General features: G+C 64.8%; 14 protein-coding genes and 6 pseudogenes. 8 read left to right on the top strand and 12 right to left on the bottom strand.

The features are described 5' to 3' along the window. Nucleotides 1–193 precede the first annotated feature (193 nt). The gene (locus NHF48_RS11075; RefSeq protein WP_253071138.1) at nt 194–427 is read left to right on the top strand and encodes a hypothetical protein; all 234 of its coding nucleotides are present in this window, start codon (nt 194–196) and stop codon (nt 425–427) included. Here the strand turns inward: NHF48_RS11075 and NHF48_RS11080 are convergent. Both NHF48_RS11080 and NHF48_RS11085 read right to left on the bottom strand, forming a co-directional pair. Beyond that, nucleotides 366–1186: pseudogene (locus tag NHF48_RS11080) on the bottom strand (CDP-alcohol phosphatidyltransferase family protein). The gene NHF48_RS11075 and the pseudogene NHF48_RS11080 overlap by 62 nt on opposite strands. A 26-nt stretch (nt 1187–1212) precedes the next feature. Beyond that, nucleotides 1213–1942, bottom strand: a pseudogene (locus NHF48_RS11085) (phosphatidylserine decarboxylase). Nucleotides 1943–2084: 142 nt separating this feature from the next. Between NHF48_RS11085 and NHF48_RS11090 the strand changes: the two are divergent. Continuing rightward, nucleotides 2085–3306: pseudogene (locus NHF48_RS11090) on the top strand (NADP-dependent isocitrate dehydrogenase). A 162-nt stretch (nt 3307–3468) separates the two neighbouring features. Further along, nucleotides 3469–5247, top strand: a complete 1779-nt coding sequence (locus tag NHF48_RS11095) for a cation:proton antiporter domain-containing protein (protein ID WP_253071139.1) — start codon at nt 3469–3471, stop codon at nt 5245–5247. 30 nt (nt 5248–5277) lie between these two features. Here the strand turns inward: NHF48_RS11095 and NHF48_RS11100 are convergent, their stop codons facing one another. Further along, complete coding sequence (locus NHF48_RS11100) at nt 5278–6870, bottom strand: long-chain fatty acid--CoA ligase (RefSeq protein WP_253071140.1); 1593 nt, start codon at nt 6868–6870, stop codon at nt 5278–5280. A gap of 18 nt (nt 6871–6888) precedes the next feature. Further along, nucleotides 6889–10348 (bottom strand): annotated as a pseudogene (gene dnaE, locus NHF48_RS11105) (DNA polymerase III subunit alpha). 173 nt (nt 10349–10521) lie between these two features. Here dnaE and NHF48_RS11110 point away from each other — a divergent pair. Both NHF48_RS11110 and NHF48_RS11115 read left to right on the top strand, forming a co-directional pair. Beyond that, nucleotides 10522–10830: a DUF308 domain-containing protein gene (locus NHF48_RS11110; protein WP_253071141.1), complete on the top strand. Its 309-nt coding sequence runs from the start codon at nt 10522–10524 to the stop codon at nt 10828–10830. Between the two features lie 2 nt (nt 10831–10832). Continuing rightward, complete coding sequence (locus NHF48_RS11115) at nt 10833–11063, top strand: hypothetical protein (protein WP_253071142.1); 231 nt, start codon at nt 10833–10835, stop codon at nt 11061–11063. A gap of 280 nt (nt 11064–11343) precedes the next feature. Here the strand turns inward: NHF48_RS11115 and NHF48_RS11120 are convergent. The 8 genes and pseudogenes from NHF48_RS11120 to NHF48_RS11155 all read right to left on the bottom strand — a co-directional run bounded on the left by NHF48_RS11120 (nt 11344) and on the right by NHF48_RS11155 (nt 19143). Beyond that, nucleotides 11344–11825 (bottom strand): annotated as a pseudogene (locus NHF48_RS11120) (glutathione peroxidase). A gap of 14 nt (nt 11826–11839) precedes the next feature. Continuing rightward, a complete protein-coding gene (locus tag NHF48_RS11125; protein ID WP_253071143.1) occupies nt 11840–12430 on the bottom strand; it encodes a GNAT family N-acetyltransferase in 591 nt (196 codons plus the stop codon). Continuing rightward, entirely contained in the window at nt 12427–13140 is a 714-nt protein-coding gene (locus tag NHF48_RS11130) for an ABC transporter ATP-binding protein (protein ID WP_253071144.1), read from the bottom strand. The genes NHF48_RS11125 and NHF48_RS11130 overlap by 4 nt, the downstream gene beginning before the upstream one ends. Further along, complete coding sequence (locus NHF48_RS11135) at nt 13133–14383, bottom strand: lipoprotein-releasing ABC transporter permease subunit (protein ID WP_056489550.1); 1251 nt, start codon at nt 14381–14383, stop codon at nt 13133–13135. Before NHF48_RS11135 ends, NHF48_RS11130 begins: the two co-directional genes overlap by 8 nt. A gap of 720 nt (nt 14384–15103) precedes the next feature. Beyond that, nucleotides 15104–16096, bottom strand: a complete 993-nt coding sequence (rsgA, locus tag NHF48_RS11140; protein WP_253071145.1) for a ribosome small subunit-dependent GTPase A — start codon at nt 16094–16096, stop codon at nt 15104–15106. A gap of 201 nt (nt 16097–16297) precedes the next feature. Further along, complete coding sequence (locus NHF48_RS11145; RefSeq protein WP_253071146.1) at nt 16298–16681, bottom strand: carbohydrate porin; 384 nt, start codon at nt 16679–16681, stop codon at nt 16298–16300. A 202-nt stretch (nt 16682–16883) separates the two neighbouring features. After that, nucleotides 16884–18161 (bottom strand): sugar MFS transporter, encoded by a 1278-nt coding sequence (locus tag NHF48_RS11150; protein WP_253071147.1) that lies wholly within the window; start codon nt 18159–18161, stop codon nt 16884–16886. Between the two features lie 559 nt (nt 18162–18720). Continuing rightward, nucleotides 18721–19143 carry a hypothetical protein gene (locus tag NHF48_RS11155; protein WP_253071148.1) on the bottom strand — a complete coding sequence of 141 codons (423 nt, stop codon included), beginning with the start codon at nt 19141–19143 and terminating at the stop codon, nt 18721–18723. Between the two features lie 399 nt (nt 19144–19542). Between NHF48_RS11155 and NHF48_RS11160 the strand changes: the two genes are divergently transcribed. The 3 genes and pseudogenes from NHF48_RS11160 (at nt 19543) to NHF48_RS11170 (ending at nt 25258) form a co-directional block, all read left to right on the top strand. After that, nucleotides 19543–20685: an efflux RND transporter periplasmic adaptor subunit gene (locus NHF48_RS11160; RefSeq protein ID WP_446741147.1), complete on the top strand. Its 1143-nt coding sequence runs from the start codon at nt 19543–19545 to the stop codon at nt 20683–20685. Next, nucleotides 20682–23885 (top strand): annotated as a pseudogene (locus tag NHF48_RS11165) (efflux RND transporter permease subunit). Before NHF48_RS11160 ends, NHF48_RS11165 begins: the two are co-directional and overlap by 4 nt. Next, the gene (locus NHF48_RS11170; RefSeq protein WP_253071149.1) at nt 23885–25258 is read left to right on the top strand and encodes an efflux transporter outer membrane subunit; all 1374 of its coding nucleotides are present in this window, start codon (nt 23885–23887) and stop codon (nt 25256–25258) included. The pseudogene NHF48_RS11165 and the gene NHF48_RS11170 overlap by 1 nt, the downstream one beginning before the upstream one ends. The last annotated feature ends 17 nt before the right edge of the window (nt 25259–25275 follow it).

The raw sequence follows: 25275 nt of genomic DNA on the forward strand, positions 1-25275 counted from the left end.
AATCGCACAAGGCCCGCTTGACTCGTGGAACGCAATGAGAACATAAAGGGCTCAGAGGGGGAACAGATGTTCGACTCGGCGCGGAATCACCCCGGCATGACGGGATTCGAAATGCGACGAGTGGAACGATGTTTCTGACCAAGTGTTTGCGGATATTAGGAATTTGTTCGCAACTCATAGGAAGGCGGACGTGATGTTGGTTCTGAGCTTCATGGTTTTTGCTGGTGCATTCGCGGTCGCGGGCATGATGATCGTCTCGTCGATCGCGCCGCAGTGGGACCGCATCGTCCGTCTCGCGATGGGCAACGTCGAACCCGCGTTCCAGCCGCTCCGCACGCTGGCCGTTGCGGAGCGCCGGATTGCGGTCAGGCGCTGGGCTTCGACGTCGGCTCCGGTGCCCGCCCGCCGCTTGAACGCTGCCGCCTGATCTTGGCGTAACTCGCGATGCTGAACGGCATCGAGAGCAGGTACAGCACGCAAATGATGCTGAGCGTATGCCACGGCGCGCTCACGATTGCGGCGCCGAGCAATACGACGAGCGCAATGGCCTCGAACCGGATGTTGCTGCGGAGTTTGACCGAACTCCACGAATAGGTCGCGATACTCGACACCATCAGCAGTGCGACGAACGCGACCCACGGCGCCACGAAATATGGCGACGCGAATTTGGGTTCGTCGGTCCAGAACCAGAAGAACATCGGCATCAGCGCGAGTCCCGCGCCGGCGGGAGCCGGAACGCCAGTAAGGAAGCCCGCGGACTTATGCGGTTGGTGGCTCTCGTCGATCTTGGCGTTGAAGCGCGCGAGACGCAGCGCGCAGAACACGGCGAGGATCAACGAGCAGATCCAGCCGACGCGCGGCAAAGCCGTCAATGACCAGAGATAGACGATTAACGCAGGCGCGACGCCGAACGAGATCGCGTCGGACAGCGAGATCGAGCTCGGCACCGAACCGGCTCTCACCGTGCAGCATCCGGGCAATCCGACCATCGAGGCCGTCAAGCACGCCCGCGACCATGATCATCGCGACGGCGCTTTCCCATTGACCGCCGATCGCGAACCGTACGCCACTCAGGCCCGAGCACAACGCAAGCGCGGTGACGGCGTTGGGGGGCTACCGCGCGAAGCGGAAGTCCGCGCGGAGCACGCCGCGTGCGACCGAACCGCCCGCGGCCTCGCTCTTCGATCGGATCGGTCGAACCATCGCGATCGATCACTGGGCGATACCGCCGACCGGAACGCCACCGACGCGACCGAGCACGGTCTCGCCCGCGATGCTACGCTGGCCGAGGCACACCTGCGGAACGACATGATCGGGCAGGTACACGTCGACTCGGCTACCGAACCGGATCAGGCCGATGCGCTGGCCGACCGCGACCATGTCACCGGCCTTCACGAAGCCGAGGATGCGGCGCGCGACCAGGCCGGCGATCTGCGTGAAGCCGATCCGCATGCCGTTGCGGTCCTCGACCACGAAATGCTGGCGCTCGTTCTCGTCGCTCGCCTTGTCGAGATCCGCGTTCAGGAACTTGCCCGAGATATAGACGACTTGGCGGATCGTACCGGCGATCGGCGTGCGATTGATGTGCACGTCGAACACCGACATGAAGATCGACACGCGGACCAGCGGTGCGTCCCCGAGACCGTTCTCGCCGGCGAGTTCGCGCGGGATCGGCACGCGCTGGATCATCGTGATCAGCCCGTCGGCGGGGGGCGACGATCAGGCCTTCACCTTGTGGCGTGGTGCGGATCGGATCGCGGAAGAACGTCGCGACCCAGATCACGACGCCGACCATCGGCCAGAACAGCACGTGGCTGACGATGGTCAGCAACAGCGTGATGCCGGCCGCGATCGCGACGTATTTGTGGCCCTCCGGATGGACTGCGGGAAATCGCCATTTGACCGTGGAGGTCGTGACGGGCGGCTTGTCGAGCGATGCCATAACCCGCGGGTCTATCCGTGCACGACGCGCGATACAACGATGAACCGGCTTTTCCTTACAGCGCCAACGCTTGGCCAGCGGTTGATCGCCGCGGCATGCTCCCCTAGACGCTCCTCAAACCCCTCCCCCGAAGGACGCGCACATGGCGAAGATCAAGGTAAAGAATCCGATCGTGGAGATCGACGGCGACGAGATGACGCGGATCATCTGGGAATGGATCCGCGAGCGCCTGATCAAGCCGTATCTCGACATCCAGCTCGATTATTACGATCTCGGCGTCGAGCATCGCGACGCGACCGACGACCAGGTCACGATCGACAGCGCGCTCGCCACGCAGAAGCACGGCGTCGCGGTGAAGTGCGCGACGATCACGCCCGACGAGCAGCGCGTCACCGAGTTCGGCCTGAAGAAGATGTGGAAGTCGCCGAACGGCACGATCCGCAACATCCTCGGCGGCACCATCTTCCGCGAGCCGATCGTGATCAAGAACGTCCCCCGCCTGATCCCAGGCTGGACGCACCCGATCGTCGTCGGCCGTCACGCATTCGGCGATCAGTACCGCGCGACCGACTATCTGGTCCCGGGTCCGGGCAAGCTGCGTCTCGTCTTCGAAGGCGACGACGGCACGGTCATCGACCGCGAGGTGTTCCAGTTCCCGTCGGCGGGCGTCGCGATGGCGATGTACAACCTCGACGATTCGATCCGCGATTTCGCCCGCGCATCGATGCATTACGGCCTCAACCTGAATTGGCCGGTGTACCTGTCGACCAAGAACACGATCCTCAAGGCCTATGACGGCCGCTTCAAGGACCTGTTCGCCGAGGTGTTCGAGGCCGAGTTCAAGGACAAGTTCAAGGAAGCCGGCATCGTCTACGAGCATCGCCTGATCGACGACATGGTCGCATCGGCGCTGAAGTGGAACGGCGAGTTCGTCTGGGCCTGCAAGAACTATGACGGCGACGTCCAGTCCGACCAGGTCGCACAGGGCTTCGGGTCGCTCGGCCTGATGACCTCGATCCTGCTGACTCCGGACGGCAAGACGGTCGAGGCCGAGGCGGCGCACGGCACCGTCACGCGCCACTTCCGCATGCACGAGCAGGGCAAGGCGACGTCGACCAACCCGATCGCGTCGATCTTCGCATGGACCGGTGGCCTCAAGTATCGCGGCAAGTTCGACGATACGCCCGACGTCACGAAGTTCGCCGAGACGCTCGAGCGCGTCTGCGTCCAGACGGTCGAGAATGGCCACATGACCAAGGATCTCGCGATCCTGATCGGCCCCTGACCAGCCCTGGATGACGACCGAGCAGTTCTTCGAGCAGGTCCGCTCGAACCTCGAGACCGAAATGGCCAACTGGGCCTGATCTGGCACCCCGCTCCCGGAAACGGAGGCGGGGTTTTGTCTTTCCCGTCATCCTGACGAAAATCAGGATGACGGAGGACGGTCAACCGGACGCAAAGCCGTATCCCGCTGCACACGTCACCACAGGTGACAATTCCGTCATGCGTCCCCTAAGGTCGCACGCATGGCACTACGGCTCGACAATCAAGGTTTCAGCGACGCGCTCGTCATTCTCGGCGCGGCCGGGCTCGTCATCCCCGCGTTCGCACGGTTCCGGGTTAGCCCGGTCATCGGTTTCATCCTGGTCGGCCTGTTGGTCGGTCCCGCAGGCTTGGGCTCGCTCACCGGCTCCGCGCCGTGGCTCTATTACCTGACCATCTCGAACCCGGAATCGATCGAACCGTTCGCCGAGTTCGGAATCATCCTGCTGTTGTTCTCGATCGGCCTCGAACTCTCGTTCAAGCGGTTATGGTCGATGAAGCGGCTGGTGTTCGGCACCGGCGCCGCCGAACTGATCGGCTCGGCGCTGATCATCGGCACGGCGCTGCACTTCATCGGCCAGGAATGGGCGGGCGCGATCGGGCTCGGGTTCGCACTTGCTCTCTCATCCACAGCGCTCGTCCTGCCGCTCGTCGGCACTACCGGCGCGGTCGGCCGGGGAGCGTTCGCGATGCTGTTGTTCGAGGATCTGGCGCTCGTCCCGATTATCTTCGTGCTCGGTGCGCTGGCGCCGACAGCGAGTGCGGACGGCTGGTCGAACATCGCCGGTGTCGCGCTACGCGGCGGGCTGACCGTCGTCGCGATGTATATCGGAGGACGCATCGTCCTGCCCCGGCTGTTCGGACAGGCTGCGCGGACCAAGAGCCCCGAGTTGTTCCTTGCCGCGTCGCTGCTGGTTGTGATCGTAGCGAGCGTCGCGACAACGGCCGCCGGACTGTCGCCTATCGTTGGTGCGCTGCTGGCCGGGCTGTTGATCGCGGAGACCGAGTATCACAGCGAAGTCGAGGTCATCACCGCGCCGTTCAAGGGCCTCGCGCTCGGCGTGTTCCTGATCACCGTCGGGATGAGCCTCGACCTGCGCCTGATCGCGCAGAACTGGCCTTCGCTGCTGCTCGCGGTAAGCGGCGTGGTGGCGACCAAGGCGATCGTCACGTTCCTGTTCCTACGCGTTGCCAATTCGCGGCGCGGGGTCGCGGCCGAAACGGGCCTGCTGATGGGAAGCCCGTCGGAGACCACGCTGATCGTACTCGCCACGGCGGCGCAGGCGCAGCTGATCCTCCCTTCGACGGCCTCCTTCTGGCAGACCGTTACGGCGATCGGCCTGACGATCACCCCATTGCTGGCCAAGCTCGGCCGCACCGTCTCGCGCCAGCTCGAAAGCCGCTCGACGGCCGATGCTGGCGATATCGAGATCGATGATGACGGCCCCGGCACGGTCGTCATCGGCTTCGGCCGGGTTGGCCGCATGGTCGCGGACATGCTGGCCGTCCACGGGCAGAAATACGTCGCCGTCGAGGCGGATATCGATTCGGTGGAAGAGGCTCGCGCGCTGGGCCACCCGGTATTGTTTGGCGACGTCGCCCGTCCCGAACTGGTCGAACGGTTGAAGCTGCATACCGCCATGGCGCTGATCCTGACGATGGACGATCCGGTACTGACGGTTCGGCTTGCGCGGCGGGTACGAGCTTTGGCACCAGACCTGCCGATCGTCGCGCGCGCGCGCGATACGGCGCACGCGGCCGAACTATACCGCGCCGGTGTGACCGACGCGGTGCCGGAGACGCTGGAGAGCTCGCTGCAACTGGCCGAGGCGGTGCTTGTCGACCTCGGCGTGGCGATGGGGCCGGTGATCGCCTCGATCCACGAGAAGCGCGACGAGCTTCGGCAGGAGATTAAGGCGGCGGCGGACATGATCGTCGAGCCGCGGATCAGGAAAGCCAAGCGGACGCCGCGCGCGGCATAAGTGCCGCGTCGGGAGTCGCTTGAAGACCAGTCAGGCTGACGCCAGCGCGAAATCCTTGAAGCGTTCACGGAGCGCGGTCTTGAGCAGTTTGCCCGTCGCGGTGTGCGGCAGGTCTTCGACGAAGACGATCGCGTCGGGTAACCACCATTTGGCGACGTGTTTCGCGAGGTGATCAAGGATCGCGTGCTCGTCGACCGCGCTGCCGGGCTTGCGGACTACCAGCAATAATGGGCGCTCGTCCCATTTCGGATGGTGGATGCCGATTGCCGCCGCCTCCGCGACGCCCGGACAGCCGACGGCCGCGTTCTCCAAGTCGACCGAACTGATCCATTCGCCGCCGGACTTGATGACATCCTTCGAGCGGTCGGTGATGTGCATCGTGCCGTCCGCGTGGAGCATTGCGACGTCGCCGGTGTCGAACCAGCCGTCCGCGTCGACCGCGTCCTCGTCGGCGCCGAAATAGCGTTGGACCACCCATGGGCCGCGGACCTGCAACCTGCCGGCGACCTTGCCGTCGCGGGCTAGCACCGTGCCCTCGTCGTCGATGATGCGGAGTTCTATGCCGAACGGGACGCTGCCCTGCTTGCCGACGAGGTCGAGCTTCTCCTCGTGGCTCATGCCCTCCCAGTGCGGAGGCGCGAAGCCGGCGGTGCCGATCGGGGAGGTTTCGGTCATGCCCCAGAGGTGTTTGACGGTGGCGCCCATCCCCATGATCCGCTCGATCATCGCGCGGGGGGCGGCCGAACCGCCGATCGTCACCTGCCTCAGGTGGCGGGGCGCGTCGCCGGACGCGTCCATGTGACCGAACATCGCCAGCCACACGGTCGGCACGCCGGCGGAATGCGTCACCTTCTCGTCGTTCATCAGCCGGCACAGCGCGGCCGGATCGTTGACCGCGGAATAGACGACCTTCGCCCCCGACAGCGCGCAGGCGAACGGCAGGCCCCAGGCGGCGGCGTGGAACATCGGCACGACCGGGAGCACGACGGCGTTGGGGGAGAGATCGAACACCCACGGCGCGACCTCGGCCATCGCGTGGATCAGCGTCGAGCGGTGCGTATAGAGCACGCCCTTCGGATTGCCGGTGGTGCCGCTGGTGTAGCAGAGCATGCAAGGCTCGCGCTCGGGGCCTTCGACCCATTCATAGTCACCGTCCTCGGCGTCGAGCAGCGCCTGGAAGCCGTCGGGGCCGAGATCGTCGAAGCAGACGTAATGCCGAATGCTGGTCCATTGCGCGCGGAGGCGATCGACGAGCGGCTGGAACGCCTTGTCGTAGAGCATCACGCGGTCTTCGGCGTGATTGGCGATGTAGACGAGCTGCTCGTCGAACAGCCGCGGGTTGATCGTGTGGATCACGCCGCCCATGCCGATCGTGCCGTACCAGGCGACGAGGTGGTGCGCGTGGTTCATGGCCAGCGTCGCGACCCGGTCACCGGGCGCTACGCCGAGCTTTTCCAGCGCTTGCGCGAGTTTGCGTGCGTCTCGGGAAATGCCCGCCCAGTTGGTGCGGGTTTCGCGGCCGTCGGCCCAGTAGCTGACGAGTTCCCTCGCGCCATGCTCCCTCGCCGCGTGGTCTATCAAGCGGGGAACACGAAGCTCGAAATCCTGCATTCCACCCAGCATTCATGCTCTCCCAAGCTGTTATCCGACCAGAGCGAGCCTCGTTTCCGAGGTCTTCATCTCCACCTTGGCGACACCGTGCAACGACTCGATGTGCTCGACAAGCTCTCCGTCGAGCAGGAAGTCGCGACCCAGCAGGATGCAGACCTCGCCGTCGGGCAATTGCGCGCGGACGCGAACCTCGCCGCGCGCACCGCGGTGTTCGGCAAGCAGTGAGGCGAGGCCGGCGAACGCGGTCATGTCGGAGATCGTCACGACCACCTGGAAACGCGCGAGGTTGGCGAGCCCTTCGAACGGCTGGATACGCTTGATGCTGACGCGGGGCGTGTCCTCGCCGGGCTTGCGATCGAGCTCGACAGTGATGAGCCCGCAGCCACCGGCCTTTGCTGCCTCCTCCAGATCCTTCGAGACCTGGTCGTCGAAGCAGGTCGCCATGAACTGGCCACTAGCGTCGGAGCATTGCGCCATCATGAAGCGCTTGCCGCGCGCGGACGTGCGGTAGCGCGCGTCCTCGACCAGCACCGCCATCGTCGCGCCGGCGCGGCTGCCGTCGTCGGGGATATTGAGCTCGGACAGCGCGGTGTAGGCGCGGGCGCCGTGGCTGACCGCGATGTGGCGATGGCGATCGACCGGGTGCGCGGAGAAATAGAAGCCGAACGCCTCCTTCTCCTGGTCCATGCGCTGGCTGAGCGTCCAGCGGACCGATGGCGGCAGCTTGATCGCGTCGCCGGCGGGCTCGGCGTCGCCGAACAGGCCGCCCTGCCCGCTGGTCTTCTGTTCGTGCGTGCGCGCGGCGATCGCGAGGATCGTCTCGGCGGTGGCGTGGATGCCGGCGCGGTTCTGGTCGAGGCCGTCGAACGCGCCCGCGGGGGGCGAGCGTCTCGAGCTGGCGCTTATTGAGGAGGCGCGGGTCGACGCGCTTGGCGAGATCGTCGAGACCGGCGAACGGACCGTTCTGGACGCGCTCGACGATGAGCTTTTCCATCGCGCCTTCGCCGACCGACTTCAGCGCGCCGAGGGCGTAGCGGACCGCGAGGTTGTTCTCCTCGACGTCGGGCAAAACCTCGACATCGAACTCGGCCTGGCTCGCGTTGATGCAGGGCGGCAGCGCGGGTGATCCCCAGACGGCGCATGTCGTCGGTGAAGATCGCGAGCTTATCGGTCTGGTGCAAATCGTAGCACATCGAGGCCGCGAAGAATTCGTGCGGGTGGTGCGCCTTCAGCCATGCGGTCTGGTACGCGAGCAGCGCATAGGCCGCGGCGTGGCTCTTGTTGAAGCCGTAGCCGGCGAACTTGTCGATCAAGTCGAACAGCGCGTTGGCCTCGGCCTTCTTGATGCCGTTGACGGTGAGACAGCCCTCGACGAAGCCCCGCGCGCTGCGCGTCCATCTCGGCCTTCACCTTCTTGCCCATCGCGCGGCGCAGCAGATCGGCGCCACCGAGCGAGAAGCCCGCCAGCACCTGGGCGGCCTGCATGACCTGCTCCTGGTAGACGAAGATGCCGTAGGTCTCCGACAGGATCGGTTCGAGCAGCGGGTGCGGATAGTCGATCGCCTCGGTGCCGTTCTTGCGGCGGCCGAACGACGGGATGTTGTCCATCGGGCCCGGTCGATAGAGCGACACGAGCGCGATGATGTCGCCGAAATTGGACGGGCGCACTGCCGACAGCGTGCGGCGCATGCCTTCGGATTCGAGCTGGAACACGCCGACCGTGTCGCCCTTTTGCAGGAGCGCGTAGACGCCGGCATCATCCCACTCGAGCGCCTCGAGATCGACCGTCACGCCGCGCTTGGCGAGTAGCTGCACCGCCTTCTGGAGCACCGACAGCGTCTTCAGTCCGAGAAAATCGAACTTCACGAGGCCGGCGCCCTCGACGTATTTCATGTCGAACTGCGTGACGGGCATGTCGGAGCGCGGATCGCGGTACAGCGGCACGAGCTGGGCCAAGGGCCGGTCGCCGATCACTACGCCGGCCGCGTGAGTCGACGAGTGGCGTGGCAGGCCTTCAAGCTTCATCGCCAGATCGAGCAGTTTCCGGACGCCATTGTCGTTGGCGTATTCCTTCGCCAGCTCGCCGACGCCGTTCAGCGCGCGTTCCAGCGTCCAGGGATCGGTCGGGTGGTTCGGGACCAGTTTGGCGAGACGATCGATCTGGCCGTAGCTCATCTGCAACACGCGCCCGGTGTCCTTGAGCACCGCGCGCGCCTTCAGTTTTCCGAAGGTGATGATCTGCGCGACCTGATCGCGGCCGTATTTCTCCTGGACGTAGCGGATCACCTCGACGCGCCGGGTTTCGCAGAAATCGATGTCGAAATCGGGCATCGACACGCGTTCCGGGTTGAGGAAGCGCTCGAACAGCAGGCCGAGCTTGATCGGGTCGAGATCGGTGATCGTCAGCGACCAGGCGACGACCGAGCCCGCGCCCGAACCACGGCCCGGGCCGACGGGAATGTCATTATCCTTCGCCCATTTGATGAAGTCCGCGACGATCAGGAAGTATCCGGGAAAACCCATCTGGACGATCACGTCGACCTCGAACGCGAGGCGCTTGCGGTACACATCGCGCCAGCCGTCCTCGCCCTCACCGTGAAGTTCGGCGATGCGCACGAGACGCGCTTCGAGGCCGGCTTCGGCGTCGTCGCGGAGAAGCTTGGCCTCGCCCTCGATATCGCCCGCGAGGCTGGGGGAGGATCGGTTTGCGGTACGGCGCCATCACCGCGCAGCGCTGTGCGACGACCAAGGTGTTGGCGATCGCCTCGGGCAGATCGGCGAACATCTCGTGCATCACCGGCGCGGGCTTCATCCAGGCCTCGGGGCAGCTGCGGATGCGGTCCTCGGTTTCGACATAGGTCGAATGCGCGATACAGAGCATGGCGTCGTGCGCGTCGCCGAATGCGCTCTCGGTGAAGCAGCACGGGTTGGTCGCGACCAGCGGGAGATTGCGGTCGTAGGCGATGTCGATGAGGTCGGCTTCGGCCGCGGTCTCGATCGCGTCGTTGCGGCGCGAGAGCTCGATGTAGAGGCGGTCGCCGAACAGGCCTTGGAGGCGGTCGAGATAGGCGCGGGCACGGTCGGGCTGGCCTTCCGCGAACAGCCGCGCAAGACCGCCCTCGCCGCCTGCGGTCAGCGCGATCAGGCCGTCGGTGTGGCGTTCGAGCGCGGCGAAGTCGACATGCGCGGGCATCTCGATCGGGCGGTCGAGATGTGCCATCGAGACGAGCGCACAGAGATTGTCGTAGCCGGTCATGTTCTGAGCGTAGAGCGCGAGCCAGTCGAACTGCGTCGCGACGCCATCGGGCATGTCGGGGCGACCGACGCCGAGCATGACGCCGATGATCGGCTGGACGCCGTCCTTCTTGGCGGCGTCCGAATACGCCATCGCCGCGTAGAGCCCGTTGCGATCGGTCAGCGCGGCGGCGGGGAAGCCCAATGCGCGCGCCTGCTTGGCGATCGCTTTCGGATCGATGGCGCCATCGAGCATGGTGTAGCAGGAGAAAACGCGGAGGGGGACGTAACCGGAATGCATCGACCGGAGGTAGGCGCTGCGGCGTGATTCGACCAGCCGGGATGAGTCCGATCGGAACTGAGGACACGACGAGCCGTTGCGGCGGGGACTTCTGGGAGCATTCTACATGACCGATCCACGCGGGCACTTTGCCGATACTGAAACCACGGCTGCGGGTACGCCCTCGTGCGGGTGCCGGCTGGGGGTGGATCCTGGCCTATGGCGTGTTGTCGGTGGTGCTGGGGGTGATGGCGTTCGCGTCGCCGTTCTCCGCGACCTATGCCGCGACTTTGGTAATCGGGGCGTTCTTCATTGCGGCCGGGGTCGTGTCGATCGTGTCGGGGTTTGCCGGCAAGGGGCATGAGGGGGCGCGGCTATGCGATCGGGTTCGGGCTGGTGTCGCTGGTGATCGGGCTGATCATGGCGTTCGAGCCGGCGACGGGGGGCGATCTCGCTGACGTTGCTGATTGCGGTTTGGCTTGGTGTGCGTGGCGCGTTGGAGATCGGGCTTGGGGCGCGGTTTCGGCGCGGCAAGGGGTTGATGATCGCGCTGGGGGTGGTGAACGTCGTGCTGGCGGTGATCGTGTTGGCGACGCTGCCTTGGTCGGCGCTGACGCTGCCGGGGTATGTTTTGGGGATCAGCTTCTTGTTTGGTGGGGGTGACCTCGGTTGCTTCAGCGTTGGCGCATAAGAAGGAGGCGCCAGCTTTCTCGGTGACCGCCTGACTTTCCCCGCGAACGGATTGTTCTCCCGCGAAGGCGGGAGTCCAGTCTGGGCCCCCGCCTTCGCGGGGGAACAAGCTTACTCTTGGTCTTCGCGGCCGCCCCGAAAGCTCCACCACGCCGGCGAAGGCCGGGGCCCAATTGGAGAGGTTGCAGTAACTAAGCGCAGCGGTCTTCACCGCCGTCCCCCAATTGGGCCCCGGCCTTCGCCGGGGTGGTAATGAAAGTGCGGGGTGGTAGACCGCGATGCTACAGCAGCTTTTCGATATCCTTGCGGATGTCTTCGGGCTTCGTCGTTGGGGCGTAGCGATCCCCTCACGGCCCCATCGCGCCCGATGAGGAACTTGGTGAAGTTCCACTTGATCGCCTTCGACCCGAGCACCCCCGGAGCGTCCGACTTCAGCCGCTCGAACAGCGGGTCCGCCCCCTGCCCCGTTCACATCCACCTTCGCGAAGACCGGGAACGTCACGTCGTAGGTCAGCGTGCAAAAGTTGGCGATCTCGGCTGCGTCACCCGGCTCCTGCCCGCCGAACTGGTTGCACGGGAACGCGAGCACTTCGAACCCGCGCTCCGCATAATCGCGATGCAGCGCTTCGAGTCCGTCATATTGGGGAGTGAAGCCGCATTTGGACGCAGTGTTTACGATCAACAGCACCTTGCCGCGATAGGGTTCGAGCGAGGCTGCACTGCCGTCGGCGCTCTTTACGGTGAAGTCGGTGATTGCGGTCATGGGCGGTCCTCCAGTCAGGCGGGGTGTCGCGCAAGCAGATACGCCAGGTTCTGCAGCACGCCGGGCCATTCGTGGCGGAGGATGCTGTAGACGACGGTGTCGCGCAAGCGGCCGTCGGCCATCACCTGATGCCCGCGGAGCACGCCGTCGCGCTTGGCGCCTAGGCGTTCGATCGCGCGCTGGGAGTTCTTGTTGAGTGAGTCGGTGCGGATCTGGACGCATTCGCAGTCGAGGACGTCGAACGCGTGGGTCAGCAACATCAGCTTGGCTTCGGTGTTGACGCCGGTGCGCTGCACGGACTTGGCGTAGAAGGTGCCGCCGATCTCCAGCCGCTTGTTGCCCTCGTTCATCCGCATGAAGCGCGTGGTGCCGACGACGGTCCCGCCAGCCACGACCGCAAACAGCCGCGCCCGCCCGAAGTCCTGCTCGCGCAACGCCGCGGCGAGCCAGCGGTCGGGCGCCTTCATCATCGCGACGTTGGCGTAGAACGTGTCCCACAAGTTGTCCGCCGACGCGGCCGCGACCAGCGCGTCCATGTCGTCGGGGACCAAAGGCCGGAGCGTGACGTGACGCCCGGTGAGCGTCGGCGTCTCGCCCCAGGTCACGCCAGCCGTCCCTCATGCAGTCGCAGCACGCGGTCCATGCGCGCCGCGAGCCGTTCGTTGTGGGTCGCAACCACAGCGGCAGTGCCCTGTTCGCGGACCAAGCGGATGAACTCGGCGAAGACGATATCGGCGGTGTGTTCGTCGAGATTGCCGGTCGGCTCGTCGGCCAGCACCAGCGCTGGCTTGTTGGCGAGCGCGCGGGCAACCGCGACGCGCTGCTGCTCGCCGCCGGAGAGCTGGCTCGGGCGGTGCGTCAGCCGGTGGCCGAGGCCGAGCTGGGTCAGCAATTCCGCTGCCCGCCGGTCCGCCTCGACGCGCGTCGCGCCGTGGACGAGCTGCGGGAGGACGACGTTCTCGGTCGCGTTGAAGTCCGGCAGCAGGTGATGGAACTGATAGACGAAGCCGAGGCTGTCGCGGCGCACCACGGTCCGCTCGTGCGCGTTGAGCTTGGCCGCCTCGGTGCCGGCGATCCTGATCGATCCCTGGAAGCCGCCTTCGAGCAGGCCGACGGCTTGCAACAAGGTCGACTTACCCGAGCCCGACGGCCCGAGCAATGCGACGATCTCGCCTGGCGCGATCGCGAGGTCGACGCCGCGCAGCACGTCGATCGTCGCGTCACCCTGCGTGAAGCTTTTGGTCAGCCCGCTGGTCTGGAGGACGTAATCGTCGAACTTCTCGATCTGGCGATCGATTTTGAGGCCTTCATTCATAACGCAGCACCTGCACGGGGTCGGTACTCGCCGCTTTCCAGGCCGGATAGAGCGTCGCGAGGAAGCTGAAAACGAGCGCCATCAGCGCGATCACGACGATCTCGACGGGGTCGGTCTTCGACGGGAGTTCGGTGAGGTAGCGGATCGACGGATCCCACAAATTCTGGCCGGTGAGGAGCTGGACGAAGTTCACCACGCCCTGTCGGTAGAACAGGAAGATAAAGCCGAGCACGAGGCCCGCGACCGTGCCGAGCGCGCCGATGGTGGTGCCGACGACGATGAAGATCCGCATCATCGAGCCACGCGTCGCGCCCATCGTCCGCAGGATCGCGATGTCGCGCGTCTTCGCGCGGACCAGCATGATCAGCGACGAGAGGATGTTGAACACCGCGACCAGGATGATGATCGACAGCACGGTGAACATCGCGACGCGCTCGACCGCGAGTGCCTCGAACAGCTGCGCATTCATCGTCCGCCAGTCGGCGATCACCGCGTTGCCGCCGATCTTGTCGGCGAGCGGCTTGAGAATCTCGCCGACGCGGTCCGCGTCGACCGTCTTCAGCTCGACCATGCCGGCCGCGTCGCCCATCAGGAGGAGCGTCTGCGCATCCTCGATCGGCATGATGATGTACGCCTTGTCGTAATCATAGACGCCGATCTCGAAGATCGCGCCGACCGTATAGCTGACAATCCGCGGGACGGTGCCGAACGGTGTCGTCTGGCCTTGCGGGCTGAACAGCGAAATCTCCGAGCCGACCTGCGCGCCGAGCGATTCGGCGAGGCGTGAGCCGATCGCGATCCGGCCGGAGCCTTGCGTGATCGACTGGAGCGAGCCCATCACGACCTTGTTGCTGATCGTCGAATTGCGGCGGATATCGTCGACGCGCATGCCGCGGACCAGCACCGCCTCGGCGCGACCATTATAGGTGGCGGCGAGCGGCTGTTCGATCAGCGGCAGCGCGCTGGTGACGCCCGGCGTCTTCTGCGCCTGTGCGACGATCTCGCGCCAGTCGGGGAGCCGGTTGCCGACGCCCTGCACCACCGCATGGCCGTTGAGCCCGACGATCTTGTCGAACAGCTCGGCGCGGAAGCCGTTCATCACGCTCATCACGATCACCAGCGCGGCGACGCCGAGCATGACCGCGACCAGGCTGATCGAGGCGACGAGGAAGATGAACGCCTCGCCCTTGCCCGGCAGCAGATAGCGGCGGGCTATCATCCGTTCGTAGCGGGACAGGATCATGGGCGGCCAGGTTCGATCGTTAGGGATAGAGTGCAGCGGCTCTAGGACGCGGCCCGTTGCGAGGCAACTGTCGGGGCCGTGCTTCAGGCCCATGCTCGGCGTGCGGCGCCCCCCTCCTACAGGGCCGGGTTAGTCCCGATCCGGAAGTGTCTAGATTGGTCTGTTGCGTAATCGCCACAGGCGCAGTTCAATCGTGAGCCGCCCCGCGCAAAGACCGTGACAAAATCCACGGACATAACTAGCAACAAACTCGCTGAGACACAGGCAACGGCCGTGGTTCGGGGACTGCTTTTCCGCTCCGTCGCAAGACGAGATGCGAGAGCAAAAAAATGGGGGCTGACGAGCGATCGTCACGCAGGCGCCCGGATCGGCAACGGTCCGGGCGTTTACTTGTCTGGCGTAGTTCACCGCAGCGATCTATACTTTGAAACATCTTCGTTTGCTGCCTGCCCCATGCCGTCGAGCCAATAACGACAGTCTTTAGGGCTGATCGATATTCAGCTTGAGGCGTGCCGGTCCTAAAACCACTCAGTCACCCCGGACTCGTTCCGGGGCCCACCGTTCCGCAAGCTAAATGCTATCGATTTTGCGGCACCGTGGATGCCGGGACCAGTCCGGCATGACAGGAAAAGCGCTGACCTAGCGCCTCAAGCCGAATGTCGATCCGTCCAAGTTCCTATCCGGTGGACGTCGCCGGGATGCCCAACGGCATCCCGGCCGTCAGCGGGTCCGGCGCTTCGTCAGCCGTGACGCCGCACCATTTTCCTCCGCGTTGAGCTTGCGCCAGCGTTCGAAGCGGTCCGGCGCCAGCGTCCCCGCCGCGATCGCCGCCTGGATCGCGCACCCCGGCTCCGCCCCGTGCGAACAGTCGGCGAACCGACACTCCTGCGCGAGCAGCGCGATATCGTCGAACACCTCGGCCAGCCCGGTCGCGGCCTCCGACAATTGCAGCTCGCGCATACCGGGCAGGTCGAGCAGCCAGCCGCCCTGGTCGAGCCGGTGCATCTCGCGCACCGTCGTCGTGTGGCGGCCGGTACCGTCCTTGACCCGCACCGCCTGCGTTCCGATGCTGTCCGATCCGCGCAACGCGTTGACGAGCGTGGATTTGCCGACGCCGGACGAGCCGAGGAACGCGACGGTCTTGCCGGGCCCGCACCACGCCGCCAGCCGCTTGACGTCCGCCCGGTCGCGCCCGTCCACCGTTTCGACGAGCAATCCCGGTTCGATCGCGCGCGCCGCGGCGGCGAACTGCTCGGGCGTGTCGGTCAGGTCGGCCTTGGTGAGGACGACGACCGGGTGCACCTCCACCTCGCGCGCCAGCACGAGATAGCGCTCGAGCCGGGCGATACTGAAGTCCTGGTTGCACGATGCGACGATGAAGACGGTGTCGACGTTGGCGGCGATCATTTGATCTTTCCGCGGATCGGCGGGCGAGCGTCGCTTGAACAGGTTCATGCGGCGAAGGACACGCGTCGCCTCCTGCGTACGATCGTCGACGAGCAGCCAGTCGCCGACCGTCGGGTGATCGTCCTCGGGCTGCGCACCGGCGATATAGGGCGAGACAAAACCGTCCGACTTGGCGCCGGACACCGCAATCTTGCCGCGGTGCACGGCCATCACGCGGACAGGGTGGCCGTGGAGACGCTCGTCCTCGGTCAGCTGGTCCGCAAAATGCGCAGTCCAGCCAAGGTCTGCCAAAGTCTGGTCGGTCATAGGCTTGGCGCGGTATCTTTCCTGGCGACGCGGCGGCGGTCGCACCGCCTATCGTCTAGGCCGCGACGGAGGGTATTGCCATCGCCGTATGCACACGCGACCGCGCAATGGCGGTGCGCTTGAAGGCGGACCAACTGCCGGCCAGGTATAGCAGTAATCGCCGGCGATATTGCCGACCGGCGAACCGCAAAAAGCTGAGGTTCATGAAATCGCACGAGACCGCGCTAAAGTCCCGCCTTGAGTTAGTCGCCGCAGCTTGAGATCTGCATGACCGTTGGCAAAGCTCTGCTGATACCAGAACTGACTCAGCCGCCAGGTCTGGCCGCGGCCATACACCTCCCGAACCTGTTGCAAGACGCCGAGATTCTTAGCCGCGCCCAGATCCTTGCCACGCCGATAGGTCACCGTCGCCTGAAACGTGCCGCCCTTAATGCCAATCAGCTTTTCCGCGTCGAGGGTTGCACCGAAGACGAACCGGCCGGTCTCGCGCACGAGATGGCGGTCCCCGCCCGAAACGTTCGCCGCGGTTTCCGATCCATAGCTCGCCGTCAGGTCTACGCCGTCGTTACGCAGGCTGGTGCGCAATCCGCCCCACCCCCGTCAACGTGGAAGGGCGGGCTGCAGGCGGTTCTTCCGTCAATGGGACCGGCGCCGTGGCCTGCTGCGTGTCGGCGGGTGCGGTCGCGGCGCTGGCCTAGGGAAACGAGCGCCTTTTCCTGGGCATCCGCCTGGCTGCCGATGGTCAAGGCCAGCGTACCGGCGGCAAGGAGACTGGTGTGGAGGCGGGTCACTGAGCCACCTTCCGCGATGCCGACAGCCCGAAGGCGACGATCAATCCGTAGCAGATGACGGGTACGATCAACGCGGTCGCGATCGTCGACGCGTCGGCGATGCTGCCGGTGATCAGCGGCACGATCGCGCCACCGACGATCGCCATGCAGAGCAATCCCGATCCCTCCGCAGTCTTGCGCCCGAGCCCTTCCAAACTCAGCGAGAACACCGTCGGGAACATGATCGAATTGAACAACCCTACCGCGATCAGCGTCCAGCCCGCGACGCCGCCGGTGCTGACGATCGACGTCAGGACCAGCGCCGCCGCGATACCTGCGAAGACCGCGAGCAGCCTGCCCGGCGCGATCCGGTTGAGCAGCCAGGAGCCAATGAACCTCCCGACCATTGCGCCGCCCCAATAGAAGGACAGCCGTTCGCCGGCAGACTGCGCGCTCAGCGCCAGCGTGCTCGGCTGCTCGAGGTAATTGACCAGGACGCTGCCGATCGAAACCTCGGCACCGACATAGGCGAACAAAGCGATGACGCCGAAGCGTACGCGCGGCACGCGCAGGAGCCTGAGGCTGTCGCGAAAACCGACTTCATCCGGCCGTTCCGAACGCAGCGTCTTGCGCTGCGTCCAGAAGATCACGGCAATGACCGCCAACACGACGGCGATGCCGAGATAGATGTGAGCGACGATCTCGCTTTCGGCCGCACGAAAGGCGGGGAGCGCACTGGCGGATATTGTGGCCGGATCGACCTTGGCGGCAGACCCGAGGATCAACTGCGCGCCGATATAAGGTGCGATCGTCGTCCCGAGCGAATTGAACGCCTGCGCAAAGGTCAGACGGCTGCTGGCACCGGCGGGATCGCCGAGCCCTGCGATCAACGGATTGGCAGCGACTTGCAGGATCGTGATGCCACCCGCGAGCACGAACAGTGCGATCAGGAAGCTCCAATAGGTACCGGATCCGGCGGCGGGCCAGAACAGGACCGCGCCGAGCGCCATGACCGCCAGTCCGACTACCAGGCCCCGAACATAGCCGATCCGCGCGACCAGCGTTCCAGCGGGCACCGATACGATGAAGTATGCCATGAAGAACGCGAACTGCGTCAGCATGACCTCAGTATAAGTCAGCGAGAACAGGCCCTTCAGTTTCGGTATCAGGATATCGTTCAGGCTGGTCGCGCCGCCCCAGATGAAGAATAGCCCGATGACAAGCCAGACCAGCGATCGCGGAACGGTCGAGTTCGGATCGGTCGAGCGGCTGGCCGTGGCGATCTCTGAAGGCATGATGAAACATCCTTGGATGGGTTTGGACAGCCGCCGACCATTGGCGCGCGTTCAGCCGCGTCACGGCAGGCAAGTGATTGCAAAGGATTGCTTTCAAGCAGGACCGAGCGTCATGCGGCTATCGAAGGTGAGCCCGCCCTGCTGAACAGTGGCTTTTTGCGCCCGTGAGGTAAGCGTCAGCTAATAGGCATCGCGTAATGGCACGACTGGCAGTACGAATGGCCACTCCAGCGAACCAGCACCAAAAACGGCAAGTGACTGATTGCGCACGGCCGAAGCGCCGGCCTCGGTATTCTCATCCACGCCAGGTTCGACACCGTCTTGTCCCGGTAACGCCCGTGCTCGATCATTCGATGACGGAACGCCGGCTCCATGCTCGGTCGCAAGGGCGGCCGATCCGTCAAGTTCGACGACGAGCGTTGCGTCCGGATCCGTTGCAACGACCGTTGAGGGCACCTGATACTTCAGTGGCACTGAGATGATCTGATCTCCGAATGGACGCGGCGAAACCGATGGTAACGGTGCGGGGCTTCACGGCCCCGCACCGCTGACCATGCCATCACCATCCGTGATGCCGGAAACCGAACCCGGGTCCCCAACTGCCCCAGCTGTCCCAGTTCCACGCCGGATCGTCATAATCCTCCGCGGCGATGCGTTCCTGATCGACGATGTTCTTTGCCTGGTCCGCCTGCTGGTATCGACCGTACGCGGCCTGCGATCCAACGTAGAGGCAATTGCAGTCCTTCGGGTCGGCGTAGACGTAGGTGACGATGTCGCCCTTCGTCCGCCGCGCGAACTTGTCCTTCGGGAGCCGCGCAAGCATGGCAAGCCGAGCGGGCGAGTTCGCCGGCTTCACGATGAACCCGGCCGCGGAGAGCGAGTTCTCCATTTTGGCGATCGACTTCTTCGACTCCGCTGTCGCGGGCGTTGCAAGCAATGGAACCACGGCTGCCGATGCGAGCACGGCGTAAAGCGCTTTCATAGCGAATCTTTGAACAAACATTCCAAGACCTCCTGGTGGCTTCGCACAACAATGGCGCGTTTTTTGCGGATCACTGTCTACGCATAAGTAAACAACTTCCACGGAAGACATGACCACAGACAATACGCGGATGGATACCATACTTTGGTCTTGCCGTTTTATCCGAAGTTCGCGGAACCATTCCTGAACTTGGCAATGAAGCACCGCGTTTAACCTATTCATACGAACGTATGATTTGCGCGAGGCCTTGGACAGGCGATCCAGCCTTCGTCGGGATGCAGCGTCCCGATCCTTCGATCGACAGGAACTCGACATGACCGAAACATCAAACAAGGTCGCCGTCTGCTGGAACGTCAACCGAGAGGGTGACACAACGCCGTCGGATCGGCAGCGGACGTGGTGACACGGTTCGGTACGCGCCCTGCCCAGCTCCTTTTTGGCCTGTTGCTCGCGAGTTGCTCGAACGCGCCCAAGACCGCTGCCCCCCACGACCCGGCCCGGGTCGGCATCGTCACACTGACGTCGGGACCCGTCACCACTACGCAGGAGCTGACGGGGCGAACAAATCCGACCACCGAGTCCGACGTACGCCCGCAGGTCGACGGCATTATTCTCGCGCGTTTATTTCGGGAAGGCACTTACGTCCGCGCCGGACAGCCGCTGTACCGGATCGATCCCAGCCAGTTCCGCGCCAGTCGAGACCAGGCTGCGGCAACGCTGGAGAACTCGCAGGCAACCTATGCCGCGGCACAGGCACAAGCCAGTCGCTACGGATCGCTCACCGATCCCGACGCGGTTAGCAAGCAACAGTTCGACAACACCGTCGCTGCTGCGCGGGAAGCGCGCGCGACGATCCACCTGAGCGCGGCCGCGCTGGAAGCCGCACGTATCAATCTTGGTTACACGCTGATCCGCGCACCGATCAGCGGCCGGATAAGCCGATCGGCGGTTACGCCGGGCGCGCTCGTAACAGCGAGCCAGGCGACCGCCTTGGCCACGATCCAGCAACTCGACCCGATCTATGTCGACCTCGTCCAGTCGAGTGACGCCTTGCTGACCTTGCGGCGTGCGCTGGCGAAGGGAAGCGTGCTGCCGTCGAGCACCACGGTGACGCTGAAACTGCCGGATGGCAGCAGCTATCCGCATCCCGGCACCGTGGAATTCACCGAGGTCACAGTCGACGAGAATGCCGGCACGGTCACGCTGCGCGCACGCTTTCCCAACCCGGAGGGCTTGCTGTTACCCGGCATGTTCGTCCGCGTCGCGGCGCCGCAAGGCGTGACGCCCAACGGTATCCTCGCGCCTCAACAAGGCATTACGCGCGATCCCAAGGGCAATGCCACCGCGCTCGTACTCGGCGCCGGCAATACCGTCGTCGCCACGCCCGTGATCGCGGCCCAGGCGGTCGGCGAGGCATGGCTGGTGACGCGCGGACTGAAACGTGGCGACAGACTGATCGTCGATGGCACCGATAACGCAGTGCCGGGGTCGGTCGTTAGGCCGATCCCGGTGCGACTGCCGACGCTGGTGCAAAACCCATGAGCCAGTTCTTCATCGATCGGCCGATCTTCGCTTGGGTTGTCGCGATCGGCGTCATGATGGCCGGCATCCTCGGCATCACGACGCTGCCGATCGCGCAATATCCCGATATCGCCCCACCCTCGATCAGCATCAGCGCAAACTATCCCGGCGCCAGTGCACAGACCCTGCAATCGAGCGTCACCCAAGTCATCGAGCAGCAACTGACCGGCATCGACGGTTTGCTGTACTTCTCCTCGTCGTCGAGCTCGGCCGGGTCTGCGGCGATCACGGTCACCTTCGCCAAGGGTACCGATCCAGACATCGCGCAGGTCCAGGTCCAGAACAAGGTGACCCAAGCGAGCTCGCGCCTGCCCAGTGTCGTGCAACAGGAAGGCGTGACCGTTGCCAAGTCGAACAGCGACTTTCTGCTGATCGTCGGGGTGTACGACACGACGAACAAATCCACGCAAACCGACGTCGCCGACTGGATGGTCAGCAACCTCCAAGATGACCTCTCCCGTGTCACCGGTGTCGGTCAAACCCAGTTGTTCGGATCGGGGTATGCGATGCGGATCTGGCTGCAACCCCAGAAGCTGGCCGCGGTCGAGCTTATGCCGTCCGACATCGGCGCTGCCGTCCTGGCGCAGAATGTCAACATTTCCGCGGGCCAGCTCGGCCAATTGCCTGCAGTCGTCGGCCAGCAGCTGACCGCGATCGTCAATGCCAAGTCGCGGCTGCAGACCCCGAGCAGTTTCGCAATATCGTCGTCAAGACGTCGATCGACGGTACCGTGGTGCGACTGTCCGACGTCGCACGCGTCGAGATGGGCAGCGACAGCTACATCACCGACGCGCAGTATAGCGGCCATCCGGCGGCAGGACTGTCAATCCAGCTCACGCCTGGAGCCGACGCGCTCAAGACGGCGGCGGCGGTCAAGCTGCGGGTCGCAGAGCTCACCACGCATCTGCCGGCGGGCTACAGGATCGTCTACCCGCGCGACACGACGGATTTCATCAAGCTGTCGGTCGCAGACGTCGTCAAGACCCTGTTCGAGGCGATCGTGCTGGTCGTGATCGTCATGTTCGTCTTCCTGCAGGATTGGCGCGCGACGCTGATCCCGGCGATCGCGGTTCCCGTCGTGCTGCTGGGGACGTTCGGTATCCTCGCGATGTTCGGCTATTCGATCAACACGCTGACCCTGTTCGGCATGGTCCTCGCGATCGGACTGCTCGTCGACGATGCGATCGTAGTGGTCGAGAACGTAGAACGCATCATGGAGGCGGACGGGCTGTCACCGAAGGAAGCGACGTCGAAATCGATGCGCGAGATCAGTTCGGCGCTGATCGGCATCGCCATGGTCTTGTCCGCAGTGTTGTTGCCGATGGCGTTCTTCGGTGGCTCGACCGGCGTTATCTATCGCCAGTTCTCAGTCACCATCGTGTCCGCGATGGTCCTGTCCGTCCTGGTCGCGCTGGTCCTGACCCCGGCATTGTGTGCGACGCTGCTTAAACCCGCGGGGCAGTCCAAGGCCGACGGCAACGGCGTCGGTGCCCGCTTCAACCGGTGGTTCGATCGTGCGACCAACCGCTATGTCGGAGGCGTCGGTACCGTGATCACGCGGCCGATGCTGTACCTGCTGGCTTATGCCGGCATCCTCGTCGTGCTCGCTTTGCTGTTCGTCCGCCTGCCTACCGGCTTCTTGCCCAACGAAGACCAGGGCATCGCGCTGTTTCAATACACGCTGCCGACCGGCGCTGCGCAGTCGCGAACCGACGGCGTGCGCGCGGATATCGAGAAATATTACCTCCAGAACGAAAAGCGTGACGTGACGGGTGTGCTGACCGTCGATGGCTATAATTTCTCCGGTTCATCGCAGAATTCGGGTCTCGGATTCGTGACGTTGGCACCGTTCGACCAACGCACGGGTGCCGCCAATACAGTCGATGCGATCAACGCACGGGCGACCGCCGGACTGGCGAAGATCCGCGACGCACAGATCTATGTGCTAACGCCGCCGCCGATCAGCGGCTTGGGGCAGGCTAACGGGTTCACCTTCGAGCTGCAGAACTCCGCTGGCGTCCCGATCGATAAATTCGAAGCGTTGCGTGACCGGCTGATCGGCGCTGCACGGAAGGATCCGCTGCTCGCCGGCGTTCGTCCGAACTCTCTGGCCGATACGTCGCAACTCAAGGTCACGATCGACGAGGCGAAGCTCGCCGTACTGGGGCTGGCGGAAAGCGATGCCACCGCCACGCTGAGCGCGGCTTGGGGTGGCAGCTACATCAACGACTTCATCGACCGAGGCCGCGTGAAGAAGGTCTATATGCAGGCCGACGCACCCTACCGCATGCTCCCGGGAGATCTCGCCAGCTGGTTCGTCCGCTCGACCTCTGCGGTCAGCAACGGTGGTATCGCGACCGCGGCGACGACGCCGACGATGGTTCCGTTCTCCAGCATCGCGACGACCAGCTGGGAAAAGGGGCCGACCGCGCTCACCCGCTTCAACGGGCTGTCCTCGTATGAAATCCTCGGCAGCCCGGCGGCGGGTGTCAGTTCGGGGACCGCGATGCTGCGGATGGCGGCGCTTTCGCGGCAATATGCGCCGGGCACCAGCTTTGCCTGGAGCGCGCTGTCGTATCAGCAAAACATCTCGAGCGGCCAAGCGCCGATGCTGTACGGCCTCTCGCTGCTCGTCGTGTTCCTCTCGCTCGCCGCGCTGTACGAAAGCTGGACGATCCCGTTCGCCGTCCTGCTCGTGGTCCCGCTCGGATTGATCGGCGCGGTTCTGGCGGTGACGGTCCGCGGGCTCGACAACAACATCTATTTCCAGATCGGCCTCCTGACGACGATGGGCCTGGCCGCCAAGAACGCGATCCTGATCGTCGAGTTCGCGGCCACCGTTCATGCCGAGGGCCGGAATGCCCGCGATGCGGCGGTGGAAGCCGCGAAGATGCGACTCCGGGCCAATCCTCATGACCTCGATCGCGTTCATCGCCGGCACGTTCCCGCTTGCGATCGCCACCGGCGCCGGCGCGAACAGCCGCATCGCGATCGGGACGGCGGTGGTCGGCGGGATCCTGACGGCGACGCTCCTCGCGATCTTCTACGTGCCGCTGTTCTTTGTCCTGGTCGCACGCATTTTCCACGGCGACCCAGCGACCCCGCCCGAACCCGGTCCCGGTCCCGCTCCCAGGCCCGGCAGCATCGAGAGGACCGCCTGATGCGCCGTATCCTGTTCGCGCTTCCGTTGCTTGTCACGGGTTGCGATCTCGCCCCGCACTATCTGCGTCCCGCGATCGATGCGCCGCCGACCTGGCCGACCGGCGCTGCCTACGCGCCGACGACGAACCAGCCCGCCGGTCTTCCCTGGCGCACCGTGATAGGCGACGCACGACTACGGACGCTGATCGAGCATGCGCTCGCCAACAACCAGAACCTGGCGGCGACCGTCGCGAACGTCGCAGAGGCGCGCGCGCAATACCGCGTGCAGCGATCGTCGCAGCTTCCGACCGTGTCGGCGAACCCAGGGGCGACGGTGGATCGGTCGATCACCAATACCACCGGCGACACGCAGACCTTCGCCGCCAATGTCGGCATCAGCAGTTTCGAGATCGACCTTTTCGGACGGCTTAAGAATCTCAGCAAGGCAGCGTTCCAGCAATATCTCGCGACCGATGCGGGAATGCGATCGGCCCGCATCCTGCTCATCGCCGAAACCGCGAGCGCCTATCTGACCTTTGTGTCGGACCGCGACCTGCTCGGGGTAGCGCAGGAGACGTTGAAAAGCGGCAACCGCAGCCTTGCGCTGACCCAGTCGCTGCATGCCGCGGGGCTGGTCGCCGGTACCGATGTCGCCGATGCAGAGACCGTCGTCGCGCAGGCACAATCGGACGTGGAGCAATTCACGACGCAGCTTGCTCAGGATCGCAACGCACTCGCGCTGCTCGTCGGGACGCCGGTTACCGACACGCAACTGCCGACGTCGCTCGGCGACCTCGACGGTACGGTGGCGCTGGTCCCTGCGGGCCTGTCCTCGACGGTGTTGCTGCAACGCCCCGACGTCGTGCAGGCCGAACACGCACTCGAAAGCGCCAACGCGAACATCGGCGCCGCCCGCGCCGCGTTCTTCCCGACGATCTCGCTCACGGGAATCCTCGGTTTTGCCAGCACCGCGCTCGGCGCGTTGTTCACCGGCGGCGCGCTCGGCGCGTCCGGTGCCTCCGCGGCGACGCTTCCGATTCTGGGTGGGGCAAACCGCGGCAACCTCGACTACGCCAAAGCGCAACGCGACTACGCCTTGGCGATGTACCGCTACACCATCCAGACCGCCTTCCGTGAAGTCGCCGACGAACTAGCCCGCCTCGGCACCATCGACACGCAACGCGCGGCCCAGGCGCGGCTCGTGGCAGCGGCATCGACCAGCTATCGGCTTGCAGACGAACAATACAGGATCGGCACGTCGACGTTCCTAGCTGCCCTGATCGCGCAGAGGACGCTGTACGCGTCACAGCAGACGCAGATCGCGATCACCCTCGCCGACCTGCAAAACCGCGTCGCGCTGTACCAGTTCATCGGTGCCGACGGTGGCGCTTAGACAGCACAAGGAATTGA

This window comes from Sphingomonas sp. H160509, from assembly GCF_024124765.2.
Classification (GTDB): Bacteria; Pseudomonadota; Alphaproteobacteria; order Sphingomonadales; family Sphingomonadaceae; genus Sphingomonas.

Coding starts and splice junctions, on each gene's coding strand:
- NHF48_RS11075 (WP_253071138.1), top strand. CDS start 194: ATGTTGGTTCTGAGCTTCATGGTTTTTGCTGGTGCATTCGCGGTCGCG.
- NHF48_RS11095 (WP_253071139.1), top strand. CDS start 3,469: ATGGCACTACGGCTCGACAATCAAGGTTTCAGCGACGCGCTCGTCATT.
- NHF48_RS11100 (WP_253071140.1), bottom strand. CDS start 6,870: ATGCTGGGTGGAATGCAGGATTTCGAGCTTCGTGTTCCCCGCTTGATA.
- NHF48_RS11130 (WP_253071144.1), bottom strand. CDS start 13,140: ATGAATGAAGGCCTCAAAATCGATCGCCAGATCGAGAAGTTCGACGAT.
- NHF48_RS11135 (WP_056489550.1), bottom strand. CDS start 14,383: ATGATCCTGTCCCGCTACGAACGGATGATAGCCCGCCGCTATCTGCTG.
- rsgA (WP_253071145.1), bottom strand. CDS start 16,096: ATGACCGACCAGACTTTGGCAGACCTTGGCTGGACTGCGCATTTTGCG.
- NHF48_RS11150 (WP_253071147.1), bottom strand. CDS start 18,161: ATGCCTTCAGAGATCGCCACGGCCAGCCGCTCGACCGATCCGAACTCG.
- NHF48_RS11155 (WP_253071148.1), bottom strand. CDS start 19,143: ATGAAAGCGCTTTACGCCGTGCTCGCATCGGCAGCCGTGGTTCCATTG.
- NHF48_RS11170 (WP_253071149.1), top strand. CDS start 23,885: ATGCGCCGTATCCTGTTCGCGCTTCCGTTGCTTGTCACGGGTTGCGAT.